This is a genomic window from Georgenia sp. G2120 (genome assembly GCF_055326485.1).
Genome location: NZ_JBUZNL010000006.1, coordinates 43055 through 67125, shown reverse-complemented (window position 1 = coordinate 67125; position 24071 = coordinate 43055). Strand labels below are relative to the sequence as shown.

General features: G+C 73.4%; 20 protein-coding genes. 7 read left to right on the top strand and 13 right to left on the bottom strand.

Translation table 11 applies throughout. The features are described from left to right. Window positions 1–103: 103 nt before the first annotated feature. Both ACZLMO_RS08565 and nadC read left to right on the top strand, forming a co-directional pair. Window positions 104–1777, top strand: a complete 1674-nt coding sequence (locus ACZLMO_RS08565; protein WP_463653496.1) for an FAD-binding protein — start codon at window positions 104–106, stop codon at window positions 1775–1777. Beyond that, a complete protein-coding gene (gene nadC, locus ACZLMO_RS08560) occupies window positions 1774–2619 on the top strand; it encodes a carboxylating nicotinate-nucleotide diphosphorylase (RefSeq protein ID WP_463653495.1) in 846 nt (281 codons plus the stop codon). Before ACZLMO_RS08565 ends, nadC begins: the two co-directional genes overlap by 4 nt. A gap of 97 nt (window positions 2620–2716) precedes the next feature. Here the strand turns inward: nadC and ACZLMO_RS08555 are convergent, their stop codons facing one another. Both ACZLMO_RS08555 and ileS read right to left on the bottom strand, forming a co-directional pair. After that, window positions 2717–2860: a hypothetical protein gene (locus ACZLMO_RS08555; protein WP_463653494.1), complete on the bottom strand. Its 144-nt coding sequence runs from the start codon at window positions 2858–2860 to the stop codon at window positions 2717–2719. A gap of 768 nt (window positions 2861–3628) precedes the next feature. Further along, window positions 3629–6925: an isoleucine--tRNA ligase gene (ileS, locus tag ACZLMO_RS08550; protein WP_463653493.1), complete on the bottom strand. Its 3297-nt coding sequence runs from the start codon at window positions 6923–6925 to the stop codon at window positions 3629–3631. A 555-nt stretch (window positions 6926–7480) separates the two neighbouring features. Here ileS and ACZLMO_RS08545 point away from each other — a divergent pair. Then, window positions 7481–8254, top strand: a complete 774-nt coding sequence (locus ACZLMO_RS08545) for a hypothetical protein (protein WP_463653492.1) — start codon at window positions 7481–7483, stop codon at window positions 8252–8254. A 155-nt stretch (window positions 8255–8409) separates the two neighbouring features. Beyond that, entirely contained in the window at window positions 8410–9264 is an 855-nt protein-coding gene (locus ACZLMO_RS08540; RefSeq protein WP_463653491.1) for a PepSY domain-containing protein, read from the top strand. Window positions 9265–9278: 14 nt separating this feature from the next. Here the strand turns inward: ACZLMO_RS08540 and ACZLMO_RS08535 are convergent, their stop codons facing one another. After that, window positions 9279–9974: a response regulator transcription factor gene (locus ACZLMO_RS08535; protein WP_463653490.1), complete on the bottom strand. Its 696-nt coding sequence runs from the start codon at window positions 9972–9974 to the stop codon at window positions 9279–9281. Next, on the bottom strand, window positions 9971–10957 hold the full coding sequence (locus ACZLMO_RS08530; protein WP_463653489.1) for a sensor histidine kinase: 987 nt from the start codon (window positions 10955–10957) through the stop codon (window positions 9971–9973). Before ACZLMO_RS08530 ends, ACZLMO_RS08535 begins: the two co-directional genes overlap by 4 nt. A gap of 130 nt (window positions 10958–11087) precedes the next feature. On the opposite strand from ACZLMO_RS08530, the gene ACZLMO_RS08525 reads away from it, so the two are divergent. Together ACZLMO_RS08525 and ACZLMO_RS08520 are read left to right on the top strand one after the other, a co-directional pair. Beyond that, window positions 11088–11789 carry an ABC transporter ATP-binding protein gene (locus tag ACZLMO_RS08525; RefSeq protein ID WP_425714856.1) on the top strand — a complete coding sequence of 234 codons (702 nt, stop codon included), beginning with the start codon at window positions 11088–11090 and terminating at the stop codon, window positions 11787–11789. Beyond that, window positions 11786–13201: an FtsX-like permease family protein gene (locus ACZLMO_RS08520; RefSeq protein ID WP_463653488.1), complete on the top strand. Its 1416-nt coding sequence runs from the start codon at window positions 11786–11788 to the stop codon at window positions 13199–13201. Before ACZLMO_RS08525 ends, ACZLMO_RS08520 begins: the two co-directional genes overlap by 4 nt. Before the next feature lie 137 nt (window positions 13202–13338). On the opposite strand, the gene ACZLMO_RS08515 is transcribed toward ACZLMO_RS08520, so the two are convergent. From ACZLMO_RS08515 to ACZLMO_RS08475, 9 genes are all read right to left on the bottom strand, one after another. Further along, a complete protein-coding gene (locus ACZLMO_RS08515; protein ID WP_425714858.1) occupies window positions 13339–13950 on the bottom strand; it encodes a hypothetical protein in 612 nt (203 codons plus the stop codon). A gap of 145 nt (window positions 13951–14095) precedes the next feature. After that, the gene (locus ACZLMO_RS08510) at window positions 14096–15214 is read right to left on the bottom strand and encodes a polyprenyl synthetase family protein (RefSeq protein WP_463653487.1); all 1119 of its coding nucleotides are present in this window, start codon (window positions 15212–15214) and stop codon (window positions 14096–14098) included. Beyond that, the gene (gene idi, locus ACZLMO_RS08505) at window positions 15207–15749 is read right to left on the bottom strand and encodes an isopentenyl-diphosphate Delta-isomerase (protein ID WP_463653486.1); all 543 of its coding nucleotides are present in this window, start codon (window positions 15747–15749) and stop codon (window positions 15207–15209) included. Before idi ends, ACZLMO_RS08510 begins: the two co-directional genes overlap by 8 nt. Further along, window positions 15746–17149 carry a nucleotide pyrophosphatase/phosphodiesterase family protein gene (locus ACZLMO_RS08500; protein WP_463653485.1) on the bottom strand — a complete coding sequence of 468 codons (1404 nt, stop codon included), beginning with the start codon at window positions 17147–17149 and terminating at the stop codon, window positions 15746–15748. The genes idi and ACZLMO_RS08500 overlap by 4 nt, the downstream gene beginning before the upstream one ends. Continuing rightward, window positions 17146–18444, bottom strand: a complete 1299-nt coding sequence (eboE, locus tag ACZLMO_RS08495) for a metabolite traffic protein EboE (RefSeq protein ID WP_463653484.1) — start codon at window positions 18442–18444, stop codon at window positions 17146–17148. Before eboE ends, ACZLMO_RS08500 begins: the two co-directional genes overlap by 4 nt. Beyond that, window positions 18444–19328: a TatD family hydrolase gene (locus tag ACZLMO_RS08490; RefSeq protein ID WP_463653483.1), complete on the bottom strand. Its 885-nt coding sequence runs from the start codon at window positions 19326–19328 to the stop codon at window positions 18444–18446. The genes eboE and ACZLMO_RS08490 overlap by 1 nt, the downstream gene beginning before the upstream one ends. A 1-nt stretch (window position 19329) precedes the next feature. Beyond that, window positions 19330–20895: an EboA domain-containing protein gene (locus tag ACZLMO_RS08485; protein ID WP_463653482.1), complete on the bottom strand. Its 1566-nt coding sequence runs from the start codon at window positions 20893–20895 to the stop codon at window positions 19330–19332. After that, entirely contained in the window at window positions 20892–21755 is an 864-nt protein-coding gene (locus tag ACZLMO_RS08480) for an SCO3242 family prenyltransferase (protein WP_463653481.1), read from the bottom strand. Before ACZLMO_RS08480 ends, ACZLMO_RS08485 begins: the two co-directional genes overlap by 4 nt. Further along, window positions 21752–23050 carry an inositol-3-phosphate synthase gene (locus tag ACZLMO_RS08475; RefSeq protein ID WP_463653480.1) on the bottom strand — a complete coding sequence of 433 codons (1299 nt, stop codon included), beginning with the start codon at window positions 23048–23050 and terminating at the stop codon, window positions 21752–21754. Before ACZLMO_RS08475 ends, ACZLMO_RS08480 begins: the two co-directional genes overlap by 4 nt. Window positions 23051–23284: 234 nt before the next feature. Here ACZLMO_RS08475 and ACZLMO_RS08470 point away from each other — a divergent pair, with 234 nt between their 5' ends. Beyond that, window positions 23285–24034 carry a PepSY domain-containing protein gene (locus tag ACZLMO_RS08470; RefSeq protein ID WP_463653479.1) on the top strand — a complete coding sequence of 250 codons (750 nt, stop codon included), beginning with the start codon at window positions 23285–23287 and terminating at the stop codon, window positions 24032–24034. The last annotated feature ends 37 nt before the right edge of the window (window positions 24035–24071 follow it).

Genomic DNA, 24071 nt, shown 5'->3' with positions numbered 1-24071 from the left:
CCCGATGGACCGGTCCGGCGGGGTCGGTCAGCACGTCCCGATCGACCGGTCCGTTCAGTTGGACGGGCTCGCCACGGAATGCCCGACGACGTACACCGCCCCCGTGATCGTCGGCTCCGGGCTTGCCGGACTGCTCACGGCCCTGCACCTGGCGCCGACCCCGTGCGTCGTCCTCAGCGCCGGTCCCCTCGGCGCGGACTGCTCCTCCGCGCTCGCCCAGGGCGGGATCGCCGCGGCCGTGCACCCGGACGACTCGCCTGCCCTGCACGCCCTCGACACCCTGGCGGCCGGCGCCGGGCTCTCCGACCGGGACGTCGTCGACCGGGTGACGACCGGCGCAGCCGAGGCCCTCGCGCACCTCGTGGAGCTCGGAGCCGCGTTCGACCGGGACACCGACGGCGCTCTTGCCCTCGGCCTGGAGGGCGCGCACAGCCGCCACCGGATCGCCCACGCGGGCGGGGACGCAACCGGACGCGAGCTCCTGCGCGCCGCGACCGACGCTGTGCGTCGCAGCCCGTCGATCACAGTGCTCGAGCACACCCGGGCCGTCCGGATCGTCACGGACGACGGCGAGGTCCGCGGCGTCGAGGTTGTCGTGCAGGGCGGGGTCGACGGCATCGGGACGAACTGGGAGAGCGTGGCGGCCCGGGGTCAGGACGTGGCCGGCGGGCGCTGCGAGGCCGACTGGCAGCCCGCGGAGCGCGAGCGGCCGGTGTTCCTTCCGGCGAGCCAGGTCGTGCTGGCCACCGGCGGCATCGGCGGCCTGTTCGAACACACCACCAACCCGGCCGGCTCACGAGGTCAGGGGCTCGCCCTCGCGGCCCGCGCCGGCGCCGTGCTGCGCGACCTGGAGATGGTCCAGTTCCACCCCACCGCCCTCGACGTCGGCCTGACCCCGATGCCGCTCGTCAGCGAGGCCGTACGGGGCGCCGGTGCGCAGCTCGTCGACGAGCACGGCCGTCGTCTGCCGGGCGACCCGCTCGCACCGCGGGACGTCGTCACCCGCGACATCTGGAGGCACCTGCGGTCCGGTGGCCGGGCCTTCCTCGACGCGCGCGGCCTCCCGGACGTCGCCGGCCACTTCCCCACCGTCACCGCCGCGTGCCGGGCGGCGGGGATCGACCCGTCGCGCAACCTCGTGCCGGTGCGGCCCGCGGCGCACTACGAGATGGGCGGGATCGCGGTCGACGAGCACGGCCGCAGCACCGTGCCGGGCCTTTGGGCGGTGGGCGAGGTCGCCGGCACCGGCCTGCACGGCGCCAACCGCCTGGCGTCGAACTCCCTCCTCGAGGCGGCGGTCTGCGCCCGCTGGGTGGCCGAGGATGTCGATCGCGGCCGTCCAGGCAGGAACGAGCAGCGCGATCACGGTGGAGCCGTCCTCCACCCGGACCGGGGCGGGCGCTCGCACGGAGCCGACCGACCGTCGTCGTCGCTCCCCCGATCGGTCTCCCGTCTCGGGCATCGTGGACCGGCGAAGCATGGGTCCGACGTGCTCGATCTCGCCGAGGTGCGCTGCCTCGTGTCGTCCGCCGCCGGGGTGCTGCGCGACGGCCCCACCCTGGAGGCCGCCCGGGACACGCTCCTCGGAGCGCACCGAGCGGCACCGAACGACGACGACACCCTCGTCGCCCTCCTCCTCGTCACCGGTGCGCTGCGCCGCGAGGAGAGCCGAGGCGCGCACCACCGCACCGACCACCCCGTCCCCGCGCGGGCGGCCCACCAGGACCTCACCCAGGCCGACGCCACCACCGACGCCCTCGAACGGAGCACCGCATGAGACACCTGCCGAACGTCCTGATCGAGCCCCTCGTCCGAGACACCCTGCGCGAGGACCTCGGCCGCGCCGGGGACCTCACCACCGACTGGGTCGTCCCCGCCGACCGGGAGGCCACCGCGGAGCTCGTCGCGCGGGACCCGGGCGTCGTCGCGGGCACGGACCTCGCGGTGCTCGCCTTCTCCCTGCTCGACCCGCGGGTGACGGTCGACGTCGAACGGCCCGACGGGACGTCCGTCGTGCCCGGCGACCGCATCGCCACCGTGAGTGGCCCCGCCCGCGCGCTGCTGACCGCCGAGCGGGTGGCGCTCAACTTCCTCGGTCACCTCTCCGGTGTCGCGACCGCAACCGTGGCAATCGCCGGGGCGATCGGCCACACCGACGCGCGGGTGTGCTGCACGCGGAAGACCACGCCGGGACTGCGGACGGTGGAGAAGCACGCCGTCGTCGCCGGCGGGGGCGTCAACCACCGCTTCGGCCTGGACGACGCCGTGCTCGTCAAGGACAACCACGTCGCACTGGCCGGCGGGGTGGGGGCGGCGGTCGCCCGGGTCCGCGAGGCGGCCGGCCACCTCGTCCCGATCGAGGTGGAGGTCGACACCCTCGACCAGCTCCGCGAGCTGCTCGACTCGCCGGTCGACGCGGTCCTGCTGGACAACATGACGCCCGCCCAGCTGGCGGAGGCGGTCGAGCTCGTGGGCGGCCGGATGGTCACCGAGGCCTCCGGGCGGCTCACCGCCGAGACGGCACCCGCGGTCGCCGAGAGCGGGGTCGACCTGCTGTCCGTGGGGTGGCTGACCCACTCGGCGCCGGTCCTCGACATCGGACTGGACCTGATCCCGTAGGGCGGGGAACGGGGGACGAAGAAGGCCCGGCCGGACAGATCGGCCGGGCGACGCGTATCGGGCGATGCATTACCGGTCCGGACCCCGCCGCGTGCCGCTACACGTCCACGCAGAGGTCGCCGAGCTCGTCGAGCGACTCCCCGATCATGTCCGTGTCCGCTCGGGTCAGCCCGGTGTAGAGCCGCTGCGACTCCTCGGAGAGTCCGGCATGCCCCCGACAGCAGGTAGTCGGTGGTACCACCGAGCAGGCTCGGCGCGGCAAAGATCTGTGTGACTCGCAACTGGTGCTCGGTCCCTCCGGTCGCGCCGGCAGTGAGCCACTCGTCGACGGGTTCGTCGACGTCCCGGACGTCGTCGATCAGCGCGCAGGCGTAGACGGCACGTCCGTCCGTGGACGTGTCGACGTCGTCGACCGCATATCCGCCCTCGTCGCAGGCGGCGGTCATGTCCGCGATCGCTGTCGCTACTGCCTGCGGGTCGGCCTCGGTCATCCCTGCGTGCACGGCACGGGCCGCGACGGACAACTCGTCGTGGCCGTCGAGTGCGGTCCAGCAATCGGCTCCCGCGAGCGACGTCGCTCCGACGGTCGCGATGAACTCCGGACCGGCGTCGGGACCCACGAGCGCACTGCAGTCCCAGCCCTCGACGGGTTCTCCCGCACTCGCCTCCGACACGAGCGCGCAGGCGTAGGCGGCCATGTCCTCGGTGTCGGTCGCCGGCATGGCGTCGTCGTCCCCGCTGCACCCGGCGAGCGCCACCAGCACGACCGCCGCACCCCCTGCGAACGCACGACGTCGGGACGTCGTCAGCGACGTCGTCATGGTCATCACCTCGGTCGTTCGTCGTCGTCCGCTCCGATCCACGGACAGGTCAACTTTCGACAAAGATAACGGCCGTAGCCCCCTATCAAGTGGGGGTTCCCGATCGTGGCGACTCCGTGACTCGGCGCGCCACGGAGGCAGTCGCGGGCGCCGCCCCGGCCACCTCTCCGCGCTCGGGCGGCCCCGACTCATCCGACCTTGCGCACCGCCGGCACGATCGCCTCACCGTCCCCGGCGGACACCTCGAGCTCGAGGGAGAGCGTCTCGCTCATGACCAGCTCGCGGTGCGCCTCGACGACGGCCACCCGGTCGGCGGGGACGGCCAGCGCGAGCGCGATCCGGTCGGCCACGTGCAGCCCGGCGTTCTTGCGCTCGTCCTGGACGGCCCGCACGACGTCACGCGCGTACCCCTCGGCCTCGAGCTCGTCGTCGATCGCCGTGTCGAGCGCGACGAAACCGCCGCCCGGCAGCACACCGGCCGCCACGTCCGCGGCGTCCCCCGCGCCGTCTCCACCGGCGGCGTCGACCGTCGTCGTGCGCTCCACCTGGTGCGCCTCGAGCGCGACGGGCGCCCCCGCGCCCGGCAGGCCGTCCGGGACCACGACGCCGCCGAACACGACCCCGCCGTCCTCGCCATCGGACCACTGACCCGCCTTCGCGGCCGCGAACAGCTGGGACGTGAGGCGGCGCAGCTCCTTCGGCAGCTCGCGCGGGAGCACGGCGAGCTCGGTGCGGACCTCGAGGGCGGCGTCCTCGGGGCGGACGAGTTCGACCTCGCGCACGTTGACCTCGCGCGCGATCAGCGACGCATACGGCTCGAGGGCCGCCGGGTCGTCGACGGCCACCGTGAGCGTGCGCAGGGGCTGGCGCACCCGCAGGGACGCCGCCTTGCGCAGGGCGTGCGCCGCAGAGACCGCCTCGCGGACCTGATCCATCGCCGCGACGATCTCGGGCGCCGCGACCGACTCGCCCAGGGAGGGCCAGTCCGTGAGGTGCACGGAGCGACCGCCGGTGAGCCCCCGCCAGACCTCCTCGGTGACCATCGGCGCGAGCGGCGCCATCACGCGGGTGAGGACCTCGAGGGCCGTGCGCAGCGTGTCGAACGCGCCGCGCTCCTCGGCCCAGAACCGGTCGCGCGAGGTGCGCACGTACCAGTTGGTCAGCAGGTCGAGGTGCTCGCGGACGAGCTGGGTCGCCCGCGGCACGTCGTAGGCCTCGAGCGCGGCCCCCACCTCGTCGGCGAGCGTCCCCGTGCGGGCGAGCAGGTAACGGTCCATGACGTCGAGCGCCTCGACCGCCTCGGCGTCGGTCAGGTCCACGCCGTCCGAGACGTAGCCCGCCCCGCCGTCGAGGGTGCCGGCGTAGAGCGCATAGAAGTACCAGGCGTTCCACAGCGGCAGGTGCACCTGGCGGACGACCTCGCGGATGCCCTCCTCGGTGACCACGAGGTTGCCGCCGCGCAGGATCGGGGAGGCCATGAGGAACCAGCGCATCGCGTCGGCGCCGTCGCGGTCGAGGACCTCGGAGACGTCCGGGTAGTTGCGCAGCGACTTGCTCATCTTGCGGCCGTCGGAGCCGAGCACGATCCCGTGGCTCACCGACGTGCGGAACGAGGGCCGGTCGAACAGCGCCGTGGCGAGGACGTGCAGCGTGTAGAACCAGCCGCGCGTCTGCCCGATGTACTCGACGATGAAGTCGCCCGGGTAGTGGTGCTCGAACCACTGCTCGTTCTCGAACGGGTAGTGCACCTGCGCGAACGGCATCGAGCCGGAGTCGAACCAGACGTCGAGGATGTCGGGGATCCGGCGCATCGTCGCCATCCCGGTCGGGTCGTCCGGGTTGGGTCGGGTGAGCTCGTCGATGTAGGGACGGTGCAGGTCCGGCTCCCCGTCCCGGTTGACGGGCATCCGCCCGAAGTCCGCCTCGAGCTCGGCGAGCGAGCCGTAGACGTCGATACGCGGGTGCTCCGGGTCGTCGCTCACCCACACGGGGATGGGGGTGCCCCAGTAGCGGTTGCGGGAGATCGACCAGTCGCGGGCCCCGGCGAGCCAGTTGCCGAAGATGCCGTCCTTGATGTGCTCCGGCACCCACGTGATGTCCTGGTTGAGCTCGACCATCCGGTCCCGGAACTCGGTGACGCGGACGAACCAGCTCGTCACCGCCTTGTAGATGAGGGGCTGCCGGCAGCGCCAGCAGTGCGGGTAGGAGTGCACGTAGGACGCACGGCGGAGCAGCAGCGCGCGTTCGCCCTCGGGGCGGCGGCCGAGCGGGCCGGAGGCGTCGCGCAGGTCCGTGAGGATCGCCTTGTTCGCGTCGAAGACCTGCTGCCCCGCGTAGTCGCTCACCTCGGACGTGAATCGGCCACCGGCGTCGACGGGCACGACCGGGCGGATCCCGGCCGCGTCGCACACCGCCATGTCGTCCTCACCGAAGGCGGGGGCGAGGTGGACGAGGCCGGTGCCGTCGTCGGTCGTGACGAAGTCGCCGAGGATGATCTGCCAGGCCTGCGGACCGGGGGCGGCGTCGTCGTCGCGGCCCGTGAAGTAGTCGAAGATCGGCGCGTAGCGGCGACCCGCGAGGTCGCGCCCCGTGAGCCGCTCGACGATCTCCGACTCCTCGCCGAGCTCCTTGGCGTAGGAGCCGAGCAGGGCAGCGGCGAGGACGACGCGCTCGCCGGCGGCAGGTCCGTCCGCGGGACGGACGACCACGTAGTCGATCTCGGGCCCGACGGCGATGGCCAGGTTCGAGGGCAGCGTCCACGGGGTCGTGGTCCAGATCAGCGCGAGCTCGCCGGTCTCGAGCCGCACGCCGACGGTGGCCGTCTCGTCCTGGCGGTCCTGGTAGACGTCGTCGTCCATCCGCAGCTCGTGGTTGGACAGCGGCGTCTGGTCGTTCCAGCAGTACGGCAGGACGCGGTAGCCCTCGTAGGCCAGCCCCTTGTCGTAGAGCTGCTTGAAGGCCCAGATCACCGACTCCATGTAGGAGACGTCGAGGGTCTTGTAGTCGTTGTCGAAGTCGACCCAGCGGGCCATCCGGGTGACGTAGTCCTGCCACTCGCCCGTGTAGCGCAGCACGGAGTCGTGGCAGGCCTTGTTGAAGGCCTCGATGCCCATCTCGTCGATCTGGGACTTGTCCGTGATGCCGAGGATCCGCTCGGCCTCGAGCTCGGCGGGCAGGCCGTGGGTGTCCCAGCCGAAGCGGCGCTCGACGCGCTTCCCGCGCTGCGTCTGGAAGCGGGCGACCAGGTCCTTGACGTAGCTGGTGAGCAGGTGGCCGTAGTGCGGCAGACCGTTGGCGAAGGGCGGGCCGTCGTAGAAGACGAACTCGTTCTCGCCGTTCTCGCCGGCGGACCGGTTGTCGATGGACGCCTGGAAGGTGCCGTCGGCACGCCAGTGCGCGAGGACGTCCTCCTCGATGCGGGGCAGGCGCGGCGAGGGGTCGACGTCGCCGTCGCGGTGGAGGGGGTAGTGGCCCTGGGTGCTCATCGCGGTCCTTCTCGTCACGGGTCGATGCCGTACGAGGACGACGTCTCCCGCACCCGTGGGTGCGCTCGGTGCCGCGGTACCACCCCGCTTGCCGCTCCCCCGCTCCCGCCGAGGTACGGCCGCTCTGCTTCGGCTGTCACGGGCCTGCCCCGTCCGGTTCTACTGGGGCGCACCCGCTGCGCGGAGGCGCCTGTTCTTCCGGAGGCTCGCCGGTGATGCCCCGCTCGCGCGGGCCGGGTCGATGCCTGTGTGCCCATCCTACCGCTGCGTCGAGATTGCGGTTGGTGCCCGTCGAGATTGCGGTTTGTCGAAGTTGCGGTTCGTCGAGATTGCGGTTCGTCTCCGTCGAAAATGCGGTTCGTCGAGGTTGCGGTTCGTCGTCGTCGAGGTTGCGGTTCGTCGTGGTCGTCGAGCGTCCGGGTGGGGCCACGCGTACGCGACCTTCCTCCTCGCCCCTGCACCGCCAGCCCCCCGACCTGCGCGGATGACCATGGCGGGCTGACCTCCCCATGCGCGTCCGGTGCGCATCAGGCGCGACGGCGCCACAGTGGCGCGATGCGGTACTCGACGACGAGGCAGACACTGGCAGCGACGGCAGCGGCAGCTCTTGCACTGAGCCTCGCCGCATGCTCGGACGACGACGTCGACACCACCGAACCCGCCCCACCGGCCACGTCGGAGCCGGCGCCCGAGCCGACCGAGGAACCGACGACGGAAGAAGCACCCTCCGACGAGACTCCGTCCGAGGACCCGACCACAGAGGAACCGCCCGCGGAGGAGACGCCGTCCGACGACGCTCCGACCGAGGAGTCGCCGTCCGAGGACCAGGGGGACGACGAGGGTGATGGGAGCGGGGACGCCGGCAGCGCGCACCCGACCGACGTCCCCGGCTCCGTGGAGCTGTTCGGGGCGATCGCGACCGTCCAGGACGCCCACCCCGACGCCCAGGTCGTCGCCGTCTCGCACAGCGACACCAGCGAGTACCCCGAGGAGCCCGAGGGCAACGGCACCGTGGTCGAGGCGGTCAGCGGCGACCAGCTGCTGACGATCACCCTCGACCCGTCGGGCGCCGTCGTCGACGAAACCTCGGCGCCCGCCGACTCGGAGATCCTCGGACACCTCGACGTCGCGGCGCTGACCATCGACGACGCCATCGAGCTCGCGCTCGCCGAGACCAGCCTCGGCGGCGGGGAGTTCATCCTGCACAGCGTGTCCCTGACGGCAGTCTGGGAGGGCGATGCGGCGTGGAACTTCCTGTTCTACGGCCCGCACGACTTCTCGGTCGTCTACGACGCCGTCACCGGGGAGAACGTCAGCCCGGTCGGCTGACGGCCACGATCGCCGGCCGGCCGGGCCTGTCCGCACCCCTCGGCCCGGCGCGCCGCCCGCACCCACCCGCACCCAGCGAGGGGAGCGGTGCCCCGGGGCACCGCTCCCCTCGTCCGCATCGGAGCATCGCACCGTGGCACGGCTACGGTCGCGGCATGTCTCCGCACCGCACCACCTGGTCCCTCGCCGCCGTGGCCGGCATCGCGCTGACGCTCGGTGCGTGCGCGGGCGACCCGATCGCTCCCTCCGGCGGCCCCACCGGACCCACCGGTCCCACCGAAACGCCGTCGGCCCCCTGCCCGGACTGGGCGGAGTGCGACACCGCGCCCGCATCGCCCGCAGAACTCCCGTCGACGGACGACGGGCTCGGGCTGCCCGACAATGCGTTCGACACCATCGATCGTGCGCTGCGCGACGCGGACGAGCAGAGCCCGACGCTGAGCATCGCCGACATCGCAACTCTCGAAGAGCTCTCCCTCGGCGAGACCGGGCAACGGATCGCCTGGGTGGTCGAGCACTCGACGATCGCGCTTCCGGAGGAGCACGGCACGACTGACGGCACCGAGGGCCGGTTCGATCAGGACGTGTGGCAGGTCTACACGGCTGCTGCCGACGAGGTGAGCATCGTCAGCTGGCCGGCCCCGCTCGACCCTGACCCGCAGGCCTGGGAGCCGCTCGAGGTCGAGACATTGGGCAACGAGGAGCTGGATACCGGCGCCGAGGACCAGCTGGCCGCCCACGAGGTCGGACTGACGGATGCAGTGGCGGCAGCGGTGACCGCACGCCCGGGGCCCGTCGTCATCGTCGCCACGACGGACGACGTGTCGGCCCGCCCGTTCCTCGCGGTCGGGATCCTCCAGGACGACGGGACCGCGTTGCGGGTGACCGTCGACGCCGCCACCGGTGAGGTGCTCAACGCGGTGCCGGTCGGCGACGGTGCCTCGGACGGCAGGTCCCGGGACGACCGCGACGAGAGCGAGGAGCCCGACGAGGGCGGCACCACCACCTGACGGGTGGTGCCGGCTCAGGGACCGACCGCCGTGAGGTAGGCGAGCACCGCGCGCACGCGTCGGTTCTCCTCGTTCGCCGCTAGGCCCAGCCCGCTGAACACGTTGGCCACGTGCTTGGCCACCGCCCCGTTCGACAGCACGAGCCGCTCCGCGATCTGGGAGTTGCTCAGCCCGGAGGCCATGAGCTCGAGCACCTCCCGCTCGCGCACGGTCAGCGTGTCGACGGCGGTGCGGCGCCCCGCCACGAGGCGCGAGACGACGTCGGGGTCCGCCACCACTCCCCCGGCCGCGACGATCCCGAGCGAGCGCATGAAGTCCGCCACCCGCGCCACCCGCTCCTTGAGCAGATAGCCCAGCCCACCGACGTCGGGCCGGGACGAGGCCGCGGCCGCCGGGTCGGAGAGCGGCGCGAACAGTTCCGCGGCGTACGCCGGGGCCGCGTACTGGGACAGCACGAGGATGCCGATCTCCGGGTGCGCTGCGCGGATCCGGGCGGCGGCGCGCAGGCCGTCCTCGCCGTCGCCGGGCGGCATCCGCACGTCGGTGACGACGACGTCGATCGCCTCGCCGCTGTCCGCCACCTTCTCGACGACGGCCTCGAGCTCGGGCGCCGACGCCGCCTGGGCCACCACGTCGTGCCCCTGCCGCTCGAGCAGCCCCACGAGGCCCTCCCGCAGCAGCGCCGCGTCGTCCGCCACCACCAGTCTCACGACCGACCTCCGAGCTCGACGACGACGGCGGCGTCCCCCTGGTCGAGCAGCAGGGGCACGTGGGCGGCGACGATCGTCGGGCCGCCGGCGGGGCTGGAGACCTCGAGCGCGCTCCCGACGGCGGCTAGCCGCTCGGACATGCCGGCCAACCCGCGCCCGGGCACGATCTCCGCCCCGCCGGGTCCGTCGTCGACGATCGAGACGTGCAGGGCGTCGTCGACGACGAGGAGCACGGTGACCGACGCGTCCGGCGCGTACTTCACCACGTTCGTCAGCGCCTCGCTGACGACGAAGTAGGCGACCGCGGCGACGCCCTCCGGCAGCGCGGGCAGTGCGTGCGGGACCTGCACGGTGACGGGGACGACGGCACGCTCGGCGAGCTCGCGGACGGCCGCCTCGAGCCCCCGGTCGGACAGCACCGTGGGGTGGATGCCGGAGACCGTCTCGCGCAGGGCGGCGAGCGCCCGGTCGGCGTCGTCCTGCGCGGCGGACAGCAGCCGGGCCGCCTCCGCGAGGCGGTCGGCACCGGGCGTGGCGGCGTCGTCGTCGGGGGCGTGGTCGTGACCCGGAGAGGTACCGGCCTGCTGCTCGACGAGCATCGCCGCCTCCCCCAGCTTCATGCCGGCGGTGACGAGGTGCTGCTGGGCTCCGTCGTGGAGGTCGCGCTCGATGCGGCGCCGCTCGAGCTCGAAGGCCGCGACGATCTCCCGGCGCGAGGTGCGCAGGTCGGCAACGCGCTGCGCCCACTCCGGCACGTCCGGGACGTCCTCCGCGAACGGCTTGCGGCGCTCGAGGGCGAGCAGCGCACCGACGAGGACGCCGAGGCAGACCAGCGCAAGGACGGCCGCGTAGGCCCACCACGGGCCGGCGCTGAGAGAGGCGAGGACCGTGCCGAACAGGACGATCCCACCGACGAGGCCGACGCCGACCTGCAGCCAGAACAGGCGACGCGCGCGGCGCTCGGGCCTGCTCAGGGACGACACCCCGCTACCGTACCGAGGCCCGGCCCACCGGCCCGGAGTGCCGGCGCCCGCACGGCGGTGGTGCCAGCACCACCCCAGGTCGGCACCGGGCACCATGGGAAACCCGTCCGGCACGCAGTGAGGTGGAGGCATGACACAGAGCAACGGCCCAGCAGCCCTCATCGCCAGCGACCTCACCACCACGTACGGGCAGGTCCGCGCCCTGGCCGGCGTCAGTCTCGCCGTCCCGGCCGGCCAGTCCCTCGCCGTCATGGGGCCCTCCGGCTCCGGCAAGACCACCCTCCTGCACTGCCTCGCCGGCATCCGCGTGCCGGACTCCGGCGAGGTCCGCCTCGGCGACGTCCCCGTCTCCTCTCTCGGCGACGCCGCCCGGTCCCGGCTGCGGCGCGAGCGCCTCGGCTTCGTCTTCCAGGACGGCCAGCTCGTCCCCGAGCTCTCGGCGCGGGAGAACGTGGCACTGCCGCTCATGCTGGGCGGCACCTCGCGCGGCCCCGCGCTCAAGGAGGCCGAGTCCTGGCTCGAGCGCCTCGGCATCGGGCACGCCGCCGGGCGCCGGCCGGGCGAGATGTCCGGGGGGCAGGCGCAGCGCGTGGCGGTGGCGCGGGCGATGGTCCACGGCCCGTCGGTCGTGTTCGCCGACGAGCCCACGGGGGCGCTCGACCAGGCCACCGGCCACGAGGTCATGCAGGTGCTGACGACGACGACACGCATGACCGGCGCGACCCTCGTCGTCGTCACCCACGACACGCAGGTGGCCAGCTGGTGCGAGCGGCTCGTCGAGCTCCGCGACGCCATGATCCACGCCGACACGAAGATGGAGGCCGCGCGATGAACCAGGTCCTCTCGCTCGCCCCCAGGCTCGCCCTGGCCCGCATGCGCGGCGGGAAGGCCGGCGCGACGCTCGACGTGCTCGCCGTCATCACCTTCGCCGTCAGCTCCTTCCTCACGCTCACGGTGGTCGGCGGCACGTGGATGTTCGTCACCCGCTTCCGGGAGACACCGCAGTCCGTCGTCACCGCCATGGGGTTCGACAGCCCCGACGTCCCCGCCGCCATGGTCGACGGGCAGATGCAGATGTACGTGGTGCTCGCCGCCATCGCGTGTGCGCTCCTCGTCCTGCCGGTCCTCGGTCTCGGGGCCGCGGCCTCCCGGCTCGGAGCGCGGGGCCGGTCCCGCCGGCTCGCCTCGCTGCGCCTCGTCGGCATGACCGGCGGCGAGATCGTCACCCTGTCCGTGCTCGAGACGCTCGTCCAGGCCGCGCTCGGCACGCTGGCCGGCGGCGTCCTGTGGCTGCTCTCCCTCCCGCTGTGGCAGGCCGTGTCCTTCCAGGGCGTCCCGATCGGCGCGACGGAGATGCTCGTGCCGATCTGGCTCGGGCTCGCCACCGTGGTGGTCCTCATCGCGCTCGCCGCGCTGTCCACCGTGGTCGGCCTGCAGCGCGTGCGGATCAGCCCGCTCGGCGTGGCCGCGCAGCAGGTCCCACCGCGGCTCAAGATGTGGCGGCTCGTCATCATGGTCGCCGCCGTGCTCGCGTTCGGCCTGGTCTCCCAGTCGTTCACCGACCTCATCCAGATCTCGGAACTCATCGGCTACGCGTTCCTCGTCGGCATGATGCTGCTGGTCATCGGGGCGCTCAACCTCGTGGGCCCGTGGGTCCTCCAGCTCGTGGCCCGCCCGCTCGCCCACACCTCCTCGGTGCCGCAGCTGCTCGCGGCGCGCCGGATCGTCGACGACCCGCGGGCCGCCTGGCGCAACGTCTCGAGCGTGGCCCTGCTCGGCATGATCGCCACGTTCACCGCGCTGCTGCCCTCGGACGCCGACACCCTCGGGTCGCAGCCGAGCGACATCATCATGGCGACCGACATGCGCACCGGCGTGGTCATCACCCTGGCCGTCGGACTGGTGGTGGCCGCGACGTCGACGCTCGTCAACCAGGCCTCCACCGTGGTCGACCGGGCTGACGAGTCGGTGGCGATGGACCGCGCGGGGACGCCTCGGACGATGTTCGCGGCGCTGCGCCGGCACCAGGTGCTCGTGCCGCTCGTCGTCACGCTCGCCATCTCGATCGGCGTGGGGCTGCTGCTCTCGGTGCCGTTCCTCGCGTTCGCCACGCCGAGCACGACCGGGATCCTCGTCATGGCGGCGACCGTGGCGCTGGGGCTGGTCCTCACGCTGCTGGCCGCGGAGGCCTGCCGGCCGCTGCAGTCGACGGTGCTCGGCGATCAGCGCCGCCGCAACGACTGACCGCTCCCCCACCTGACCGGATCGCCGAGTGTGCGGTTCGGGATCGTCGAGAGTGCGGTCGGGGCCCTCCCCGACCGCACTCTCGGCGTGGGGTCTGCAGAACAGATGAGCGACACCTGATCTGCGCACCTGCACCCTCAGTCTCGGGGTTCGACCGACTTCCGTTCTGGGGCCAGGGGCGGGTCCTGACGGGACCGGGCGGCGATCCGCTCGGCCTCGTCGGCCACGTGAGGATGCAGCTCGCGCAGCACCGCGAGGACCTCGACGGGCAGCGGCTCCCTGGCCAGCACTGCGGACGCGAAGTACATCGAGTCGTCCCGAGCGATCTCGAGGAGACGGGCAAGGGGCGTGGCCGGGTCCACCACTTCCTTGTGCAGACGATTCATGTGCCAGTTCTCGTCCTGCATGGCGCGATGCCTCGCGGTGGCCGCGCGGTGCGCGACCTCGTCGCGCTCATGCCGGATCCGATACTCGCGAGTGATCTCACCGAGCGGGGGGCCACCGGTCGGCGGGTGCGCGCGCTGGGCGGAAACGAATCGACGCCACAGGTCGTCGTCGGCCCCGATCCGCCACATGTAGTTGACGATCGCCGCACCGATGCGGTTCACCGGCTGTGCCTCGATCACCTCCAGCGGCGCATTCTTCTTCCTCGCGATCGACTCGGCCATGTCCGGGCGCGCCTCAACGAGACTGCGGAGCACGGCTTCGCTGAGACTCGGGTTCATGAGGACGGAGACGACGACGTTCATCGAGTCGGACCGGGTGAGCTCCAGGAGACGCCACTCGGGCGTCTCCCCGCTGCTCGCCTCCAGGGCATCGCGGTCGCTATCGGAAATCCTCATCATCTCAACGACAGGAGTGTCGTTGCCAACGCGTAGTCATAAGTTCTCGAGGTTACCTCTCGCGATCGCGCAGGGAGGCCGTCAGACCCACGAGGTAGGTGGACAGCGCGGGCGGCAGCCCTGCCTCGGCGGCCTCCAGGGCCTGCCCGAGCAGGGCGTCGACCTGCTCGAGGACGGCGGCCCGCGCGCCGGTGGAGACGATGATCGTGCGCAAGACCTCTGCCCCGTCGTCATCGAGGTCGGGATCGCCCAGCAGCCGGTCGAGGTCCCTGCGCTGGTCCGGGTCCGCCCGCTGAGCCGCCAGCCGGACGTGCTCGGTGCGCTTGCCGTCGCGCAGGTCGGAGACGACGGACTTGCCCGTCGTCGCCGGCTCGCCGAACAGCCCGAGGTCGTCGTCCCTCAGCTGGTAGGCCACGCCGAGCGGCTCGCCCACCTCGGCGAGGACCGCTCGGACGGGCTGGTCGTCCATGCCGGCGGCCACCGCACCCAGCACGAGCGGCAGCGTGATGCTGTACGACGCCGTCTTCAGCGCCGCCACCACGAGCGGCCGGGACGTCGCGGGCTCCGCGGTCTCGGACCAGACGTCGAGCGTCTCGCCGGCGATCGCCTGCTCGAGCGCCGCCAGCGCGGCCTCCGCGAGCCGCAGCCGGACAGCCGTCGGCGCAGGGGCCGAGACGAGCGCCGAGACGGCCGTGCTCATCGCGAGGTCCCCGGCCAGCACGCCGGCCGCCATGCCCCGGCGCCCCGCGTCGCCGGTGTCCTCGCCCGCCTCGCGGGCCGCGTCCTCCACCCGGGCGACGACGCCGACGCGGCCATGGCGCACGCGGTCACCGTCGATGAGGTCGTCGTGGACGCAGAGCCCGACGTGCAGGAGCTGCTGGGCGGCCGCGACCCGGCGCAGCAGCTCCGGGCCCGTCCCGCCGAACGCGTAGTAGGCCGCGGCCACGAGCCGAGGCCGGAGGTACTTGCCGCCGTCGGCGGCGCGTGCGGCCTCGACCAGCTCGGTGAGGGCGTCCGACGCCGAGGGGCCGCCCGCCACGCCGGCCCACAGCTCGTCGGTCAAGGTGTGCGCGCCGGTCATGAACTCCTCGACGCGCGCCATCACCTCCTCGAGGCCGATGACAGTCTCCGGCGACGCCGGCGCCGTCGCGGGCGAGGCGGCGCTACCCATGTGCGGGCCGCACGCCTCGGGCACGCATCTGCTCGACCTGCAGCACCGACCACGGGCTGAACACCATCGGCGCGGCCCCGATCGCCGTCACGAGCTCGTCGACCTCGAGCCAGGCCCACTCCTCGACCTCGTCGGGCGCGGGCGCCGGGTCCCCGGCCACCTCGCCGACGAACACAGGGCAGATCTCGTTCTCGACGATCCCGTCCGCCGCGACCGCCCGGTAGCGGAAGTCCGGCAGCACCGGCCGGATCCCCGTGACCTCGAGCCCGAGCTCGTCGCGCATCCGTCGGGCGATCGCGTCCTCGACCCGCTCCCCCGGCGCCGGGTGCCCGCAGCACGCGTTCGTCCACACGCCCGGCCACGTCTGCTTGGACAGCGCGCGCCGGGTGATGAGCGTCCGCCCCCGCGCGTCGAGCACGTAGCAGGAGAACGCCAGGTGCAGCGGCGTCTCGGTCGTATGCACCTCGGCCTTCGGCGCGCTGCCCACGGGCGTCCCGTCCTCGTCGAGCAGCACGACCAGCTCGGGGGCCGTCACCGCGCCCCTTCCGGCGTGCCGAGGGCGGTGAGCACGAGGTCCCGCACGTCCGTCGCGGCGACCGAATCCACCGCGTCCCCGAGCAGCGACGCGTCCGACGTCAGCAGCATCGGCGCATCGGCCCTCGAGTCCGGGATCCGCCCGTGGGTCCCGCCCACGAGTCTCGGGTCGAGCGGCACCGTGCTCATCGCGTACCGCAGCCCGGCCTTCTTCTTCACGAGATTGAGCCCGGCCTTGGCCTTGGCGAGCCGGTCGGCGGGGTTGAAGAACAGCTCGGCCGGGTCGTAGCCGGGCTTGCGGTGGATGTCGACGCCGCGCGCGTACTCGGGCGCGCGATCGTCGTCGAGCCAGAAGTAGTACGTGAACCAGGAGCCGGGCTCGGCGACCGCCACGAGGTCGCCGGCGCGCTCGTGGTCGATGCCGTAGCGGGCCTGCTCGGTCCGGTCGAGCACCTCGTCCACCCCCGCGAGCCCCTGCACGATCGCCTTGACGCGCGGCAGATCCGCCGGGTCCGGCACGTACACGTGCGCCACCTGGTGGTCCGCGACGGCGAACGCCCGCGACGTCCACGGGTCGAGCTGCTCGAGCCCCTGCTGGACGTAGACCTCGAGGAGGCCCTCACGGCGCAGCGCCCGGTTGAGGTCGACGGGCCGGTCGGCGTTCTCGATCCCGTACTCGCTGAGCACGATGACCGAGTACCCCAGCTCGAGCGCGTCGTCGAGCAGCGGGGCGAGCTCCCGGTCGAGCTCGGCGGCGGCCGCATCGGCCTCGGGCGCATCGGGACCGAAGCGCTGGAGGTCGTAGTCGAGGTGCGGCAGGTAGGTCATCACCAGGTCCGACTCCGGCTGACCGAACCGGCCCCGCAGCTGCCCGCGCGTGGCGTCGATGAGCCAGCGCGAGGAGACGATCGACGCGGTCGGCCCCCAGTACTGGAACAGCGGGAACTCCCCCAGCTCGCCGACGAGCCGGTCGTGCAGCTCGGGCGGGCGCACGTAGGCGTCGGGGCTCTTGCGGCCGTCGGCGTGGTAGATCGGGCGCGGCGTGACAGTGATGTCCGAGGTCGCGCCCATGGCGTACCACCAGCCCATGTTGGCCACGTGGAGATCGGGCGCGCTCCGCCGCGCGGTCTCCCACACCTTCTCCGCCTCGACGAGCCGGTTGTGCTGGCGCCACAGGAGCGGGTCGCCGATGCCGCGGAAGTACCAGCCGTTGCCGACGATCCCGTGCTCGCGCGGCAGGCGGCCGGTGAGGATCGTCGACTGCACGGAGCACGTGACGGCGGGCAGGATCGTCTCCAGCCCCACGGCCCGGCCCTGCTCGCCGAGGGCGCGCAGTCGGGGCATGGCGGCCAGGGTCTTCGGGGTGAGTCCGACGACGTCGAGGAGCAGGACGCGGTTCATCGGGCCACCTCCTCTCTCATGCGGGTGGTGCCGGCGGCCGCGAGATCGGCCGCATCGGCGGTCGGGTGGACGGCGGTCGGGTGGACGGCGGCGCCGAGGTGCTCGGTCGCCCAGCGGAGCTCGGCGGCGATGCCCTCGACCAGCGAGGTCGGCTGCAGCTGGTCCGGGAGGACGTGCCACGTGTACGTCTCGACGTCGAGGTGCGCCGCGTCGCCGTACGGGGCGTCGAGGACGGCAGCGACGGCGGCGGTGAGCACCTCGCTGGTCGCGCGCAGGGGCTCGTCCGGCCGGGCGTGCAGGGGGATGTGGACGTGGACGCGCCACGGGCGGTCGACGGGCCACGGCGGATCGGCGCGCAGGACGTCGACCAGGTCGTCGGCAGCAAGCGGCCGCTCGGCGTCGGCCGCGTCTCCCGCGTCCGGCCACACGCCGGCGGCCTGGGGCACGTCGCCGAAGTCCTCGGCGCCCGCGCCCGCACCTCCCACCGGCTGCGCCCGCACCTGGTGGACGTAGCGTGCCTCGGCGAACGGCTCGAGCGCGGCCGTCGCCCCTGGCGCGCCCGGGTCCGGCACCTCGAGCGCGACGGAGGCCTGGACCTTGACGACCCGCACGCCCGCCGCCGTCGCCTCGGCCACCGCACCGGCGGGGTCCGCGAACGAGACCGCGAGGTGGCAGGTGTCGAGACACAGCCCCACGTATCCGTCCTCGACGAGCGAGGGTCGGGCGCCGAGCCAGGCGACGACGTCGGACACGTTGTCGAGGATGCAGCCCGGCTCGGGCTCGATCGCGACTCGCACCGTCCGCCCGGTCCGGGCCTCGAGGTCACGCAGGTGCCCGACGACGGCGCGCAGGTTCTCCTCCGCGGCCTGATCGGCACTCGAGTCCCAGCCGGTGCGCCAGCCGAGCGGCAGCGTGGAGATGCTCCCCGTCCCGCCCTCCGGCAGGAGCTCCGCGAGCGCCGTCGCACAGTCCGTCGTGTAGGCCAGCCGCTCGGGCGTGGTCCAGTCGGGGCGGTAGACGGCGAGCTTGACGACGTCGTCGTGGAAGCCCGTGTACGGGAACGCGTTGACGGTGCGCAGGGTGAGCCCCTCGCTCGTGAGCGCGTCCCTCAGCCGGTCGCGCGCCGCGGCGTCGCCGGCGAGCTCGGCCGCCGCGCCGACGGGCAGCCAGAGCCCGACCCCGAGCGTGTCGAGCCCGGCGGCCTCCCGCACCGGGCCGGCATGAAGGTGGAGCTGGTCGATGATCCCGTCGAGGTCCTCGGCGGGGTGGACGTTGGTGCAGTAGGAGAGCTCCATCAGTCCTCCCGCCGCGACTTCATGCCGCGTAGCACCGAGTTGCCCTCGAACAGGTCGGGGCCCTGCTTCTCCGGCTCGAACCCGGGGATCGGCTCGAGCTCGAGGCGCCCGGACTGGCCGTAGAACTCGACGGGGTTGCGCCACAGCACGCGGTCGACGTCGTCGTCCGTGAACCCGGCCGCGAGCATCGCGCGGCCGGTCTTGACGGTCTTCAGCGGGTCGGAGCGGCCCCAGTCGGCGGCGGAGTTGACGATGACGCGCTCGATGCCGATGCGCTGCATGATCGCCACCACGCGGTCCTCGTCCATCTTCGTGTCCGGGTAGATGGAGAAGCCCATCCACGCCCCGGAGTCGGCCACCATGTCGACGCAGGTCTCGTTGAGGTGGTCGACGAGCACCCGGTCGACCCCGATCCCCGCGTCCGCCACGGCGTCGAGCGTGCGGCGCGTGCCGGGCGCCTTGTCGCGGTGCGGCGTGTGGACGAGGGCGGGGAGCTCGAACTCGATGGCGAGGGCGAGGTGCCGGGCGAGGATGTCGTCCTCCTCGGGCGTCATCGAGTCGTACCCGGTCTCCCCGACGGCGACGACCCCGTCCTTGCCGAGGTAGCGCGGCAGCACGTCCATGACCTCGGCCAGGCGCGGGTCGCCGGCCTCCTTCGGGTTGAGGGCGATCGTGCAGTGGTGGCGGATCCCGAACTGGGCGGCGCGGAACCGCTCCCAGCCGATGAGCGAGTCGAAGTAGTCGACGAAGGACCCGACGTTGCTGCGAGGCTGGCCGAGCCAGAACGCCGGCTCGACGAGCGCCCGCACGCCCGCCGCGTACATCGCCTCGTAGTCGTCGGTGGTCCGCGACGTCATGTGGATGTGGGGGTCGAAGATGCGCATGTCACGCCTCCTGGCGGGTCTCGTCGATGAGGTGCAGGTCGTCGGGGACGGTGCGGCCGGCGGCGCGGCGCTCCTCGGCGAACCGGGAGGCCATCGCGGCGAGCTCGGCGTCCCTTCGTCGGTCGAGGTCGGTGACGACGGCGAGCGGGACGCCCATGAACACGAGCTTGAGCACGCCGTGGCGCCACGCGTGGTCGTCGAGGCAGGCGGCGGCGAACGGGCCCATCGCGGCGGCGACGAGTCGGGGGTCGTTCGTGCGCAGCGCGTCGGCGGTGAGGTCGAGGCCGGTGGCGCGCCAGTCCTCGGGCAGCTCGCCGGCCGCCGTCACGGCGCCGAGGCCGCGGATCACCCCGCGTCGTTCGGCGTCGTCGCCGTGCTCGTAGAGGGCACGCAGATGCCCGACGTCGGCGCCTGCGGCGCGCAGTGCGCGGACGAGCGCGGCGCGGGCGGCGTCGTCGGCGGTGCCGGCGAACCCGCCCGTGTCGGCCTCGTCGAGCGGTACCCGGCCCACCTTGCGGCCGGCCTCGGCGAAGAAGCGGGTCACGCGCGCGGGGTCCGCGGTGACCGCCGCGACGGCGTCCGCCGTCCAGGGGTGCTGCCCGGCCGCCGAGCGGGGGTCGCCGGCCCCGGAATCGGATCGCATTCCCGCGCCGGACGGACCACTGCTCCCGGACCGGTCGGTCGCGCCGCCGGCGCGGTCAGCCCCTGCCGCCGGCGCTCCACCCGCCTCGGCCGCCGCGGCCCGCCACGCGTCGGCGGACGTGCGCGCGAGGCGCGGGGCGTCGTGGGAGTGCCGCGGGAGCTCGACCGCCGCGACGCCCGCGTAGCCGATCTCCCGCAGGGTCGCGATCGCGGCCGTGAGGTCGAGCTCGCCGTCGCCGAGCTCGAGGTGCTCGTGGACGCCGGGGAGCATGTCGTCGACCTGGACGTTGCGCAGCAGGTCGCCGGCCGCGCGCAGGGCGCCGACCACGCCCTCGGGCTCGACGGCGACGCAGTGCCCGAGGTCGACCGTGATCCCGACCCCGGGCGGGTTCCCGAGGTCGGCGCGCAGGCGCAGGGCGTCCGCGACGGTCTCGACGAGCATGCCCGGCTCCGGCTCGACGGACAGGACGACGCCGCGCTCGGCGGCGAACCCGACGAGGTCGGCGAGCCGCCCCACCATGAGGTCCCACCCCTCGGCCGCGTCGACGTCGCCCGGCAGGACCCCGCTCCACAGCGAGACGCAGTCGGAGCCGAGGATCTCGGCGATATCGACCGCGCGGCGCAGGAACGCCACGCGCGTGTCCGCCTCGCGGTCCACGAGGGTCGGGCGGTGCTTGACGCGGGGGTCGAGGAGGTAGCGGGTACCGGTCTCGACGACGGAGCGGAAGCCCCGGCGCTCGAGGTCCGCGGCGAGCGCCTCGGTGGCCGCCCGCCAGTCGTCGGCGAACGGGTCGAGGTGGGGGTGGCCGATCGTCAGGGCGACGGCGCCGTAGCCGGCCTCCGCCATGACGTCGAGCGCGTCGGACAGGCGGTGGTCGACGAACCCGTTGGTCCCGTAGCCGAGCACGAACGCGTCGGTGGTCATGTCACGTCTCCCTTGGTGCGTGCGCGGGCGATGAGGCGGCTCACGCCCTGGACGGCGAGGAGCACGGCGGTCGCGGCGGCGTGGCCCGTGCGTGCGACGAGCGCGGTCTGCAGCGGGACCATCCCGCGGATCCCCTGCCGGGTGGCCGTGCGGGCGTTGGCGGCGGTCGGCTCGCGGGCGGCGTCGAGCTGCGGGGGCAGGACGGAGCCGGCGTAGACGGCGGCGCCGACGATCGCCCCGGCGGTGGCGCCCTCGCGCGCGCCGAACGGGATCGTCGCGGCCGTGCCGACCGTGACGGCCGCGGCACCCGACGCGAGCGCGCTGGTCGTGCCGTGCACCTCCCCCATCGACACAGTGGTGACGGCCCCGGTGTGGACGGCGAGGAGACCGGCCGGCAGCAGGGCGCGGCGCCAGCCCGGACCCGCGGCCCCCATGAGGACGTCGAGCCCGCGGCACACCGCCATGACCGGCGGACCGGCGGGCGTCGACTTCGCGAGCAGGCCGTACGCCCACACCGAGGCGGCGAGCGCGAGCGAGACGCGGCCGTGCGCGCGGCCGGCGCCGAACGCCAGGCCGATCCCCGCGGCCGTCAGCCCCGCGCCCACGCCCAGCGCCGTCTCCCGGCTCACTCGCCCGGACGGGATGGGCCGCTCGGGCCGCTCGACGGTGTCGAGGTCGGCGTCGGCGTAGTCGTTGAGCGCCATCCCGGCCAGGTAGATGCAGGCCGAGGACGCCGATAGCGCGACCCCCCGCGCGCCCACGGTCCCGCGGGCCGACGCCGCGCCGACGAGGGTGTCGCCGAGCACCGTGAGCGCGGCAGGCGCCCGGACGAGCTCGGCCAGGTCCCCCGGGGTCGTCATCGCCCGGCGGAGACGCGGGAGTCGTCGGCCGGCTCGCCCGTGCCGTTCGCGGAGTCGGCAGCCGGTGAGCCGGCCGCGTCGCCGGTCGGGGCCGAGCCACTCGCCACCCGGTTGGCCGCGAACAGCGAGGTCTGCTCGACCCATGCGGCGTACCGCCGGGTCTGCTCGGCGAACGCGTGGACGTCGCTGCCCCACGGGTCCTTGAAGAAGCAGCCGAGCTCGGGGACCACGCCGGACAGGCCGGCGTCGGAGGCGAGGGAGAGCGAGCGGACGAGGTCGATGACGAGCGGGGCCGCGAGCGCCGAGTCGTGAGCACTCCACGTGGTCTGCAGCGTGATCCGGCTGCCGAGGAACCCGACGGCGTGCACGTGGTCCCACGCCGTCTTGAGGTTGCCCATGTCCGGCACGTTGTCGATGTGCAGCGGGGTGGCCACGTCCTCGCCGACGAGCGAGTGGAGGCCACGGGTCTTCGAGGCGAGCTTGGAGCGCACGGCCTGCGGGTCCGCGAGGGTGGCGCCGTCGCCGCCGCCGAGGATGTTCGTCCCGGCCCAGGACAGCACCTTGAGGTTGCGGCCCGTGAACATCGGCGCGAGGACGGTGCGCAGCAGCGTCTCGCCGGTCTTGCCGTCCTGTCCGGCGAACGGGATGCCGGCCGCCTCGGCCCGGGCGCGCAGCACCGGGAGGCTCAGGCCGGCCGACGGCGTGAAGCAGGCGTAGGGCGCGCCCGCCTGGATCGCCGCGGCGGCGCCGATCGCGCTCGACGGCAGGACCGCGCCGCCCGGGGTGTCGAGTGCCTCGCGCAGCGCCTCCTCGGAGTGGAACGCCGGGTGGTCCTCGGGCAGCGCCTCGGTCGAGGAGATGTCGACGACGACGACCGTGCGCAGCCCGTTGTTCGTCCGGAAGGCCGCGATGTCGGCGGCCATCTGGTCGATGTCGTGCTGCTGCGTGGGGCCGTCCGTCGGGGCGATCCGCACCTCGGGGTCGATGCGAGCGAGGTCCGAGGCGACCATCGAGACGATCTCGGCGGGGAAGACGCCCCCGGCGGCGATCTCGGCGGCCTTCTTCTCCAGGGGCGTCCCCTCGACGTCGTGCCCGCCGACGACGATGTCGTCGAAGTCGGGGAACGGGGCGTCGGCGAGGTCGGCCGCGGCGGTGGTGACGCCGTAGGGCTCGGCGAGGCCGCGGGCGAGGGCACGCAGGCCGACGGTGGCGGTGGTGGCCAGCGATCCGCGCGCACCGATGAACCAGGCACCGACCTTCGCCGGCTGCGTGGTGGATGACGTCCTGTCAGACATGGGAAATACCCTCTCGACGACCTACCTGAGCGTCTGCACCGGGGGGAGGTACGGGAGCGCTCGTTGATCCCGTTCCTCGCACCCTATGTCAGTCGATCGGCGAATCAAATCCAGGACGGCGCACTTATGTTCACGTCGATAAGAAGGTTCTCAGCGGCGCTCGTCCCGGACCGATAAGAGGGCTCTCACCTGGTCCTACTCCGACCTCTCACGTCCCGGCCGCACCATGGAGCCATGACGACGAACCGACTCACCACCGCCATCTCCACGACGACCGTGGCCCTCGCCCTCGTGCTCGCCGGGTGCTCCTCCTCGACCGAGGACGACGCGACCACCGACGACCAGGGCACGACCTCCGACTCCGACACCGGGGCCGGTTCCGACGACCAGAACGACGACGCGGACGACGCCGGCGAGACCGGGTCCGACGACGCCGACGACCAGGGCGAGACCGGTTCCGATGCCGCAGGTGCGGGCTCCGGCTCGGGCGACGACGACGCGGACGACGCCGGCGAGACCGGGACCGACGACGCAGACGACGCCGACGACCAGGACGACGACGCGGGCGCGGCCGCCGACCTGCCCGGCGTGGCCGACCTGGCCGCCGCCATCACCGCGGCCCTCGAGCTCGCCCCCGAGGGCGACGTCGTCATGATCGAGCGCGACGACGACGGCTTCGAGGTCGACGTCGTCGACGGCCAGACCCTCATCGAGGTCTCGCTGCGCCCCGACCACTCGATCGTCGAGCAGGAGTCCGACGACGTGGACGACGACACGATCGCCGAGCTCGAGTCCGCCGAGCTGACGATGATCGACGCCATCACGGCCGCCGCCGAGGAGGGTGCGATCAGCGACGACCCGATGGTCGAGGAGATCGAGCTCGACACCGAGGACGGCACCGTCTACTGGGAGTTCGACTTCGACGAGGACGACGACGTGGACGTGTACGTCGACGCCGCCACCGGCGAGGTCCGCGTCGGCTGACACTGATCGGCCGACACCGATCGACCGACACCGACGG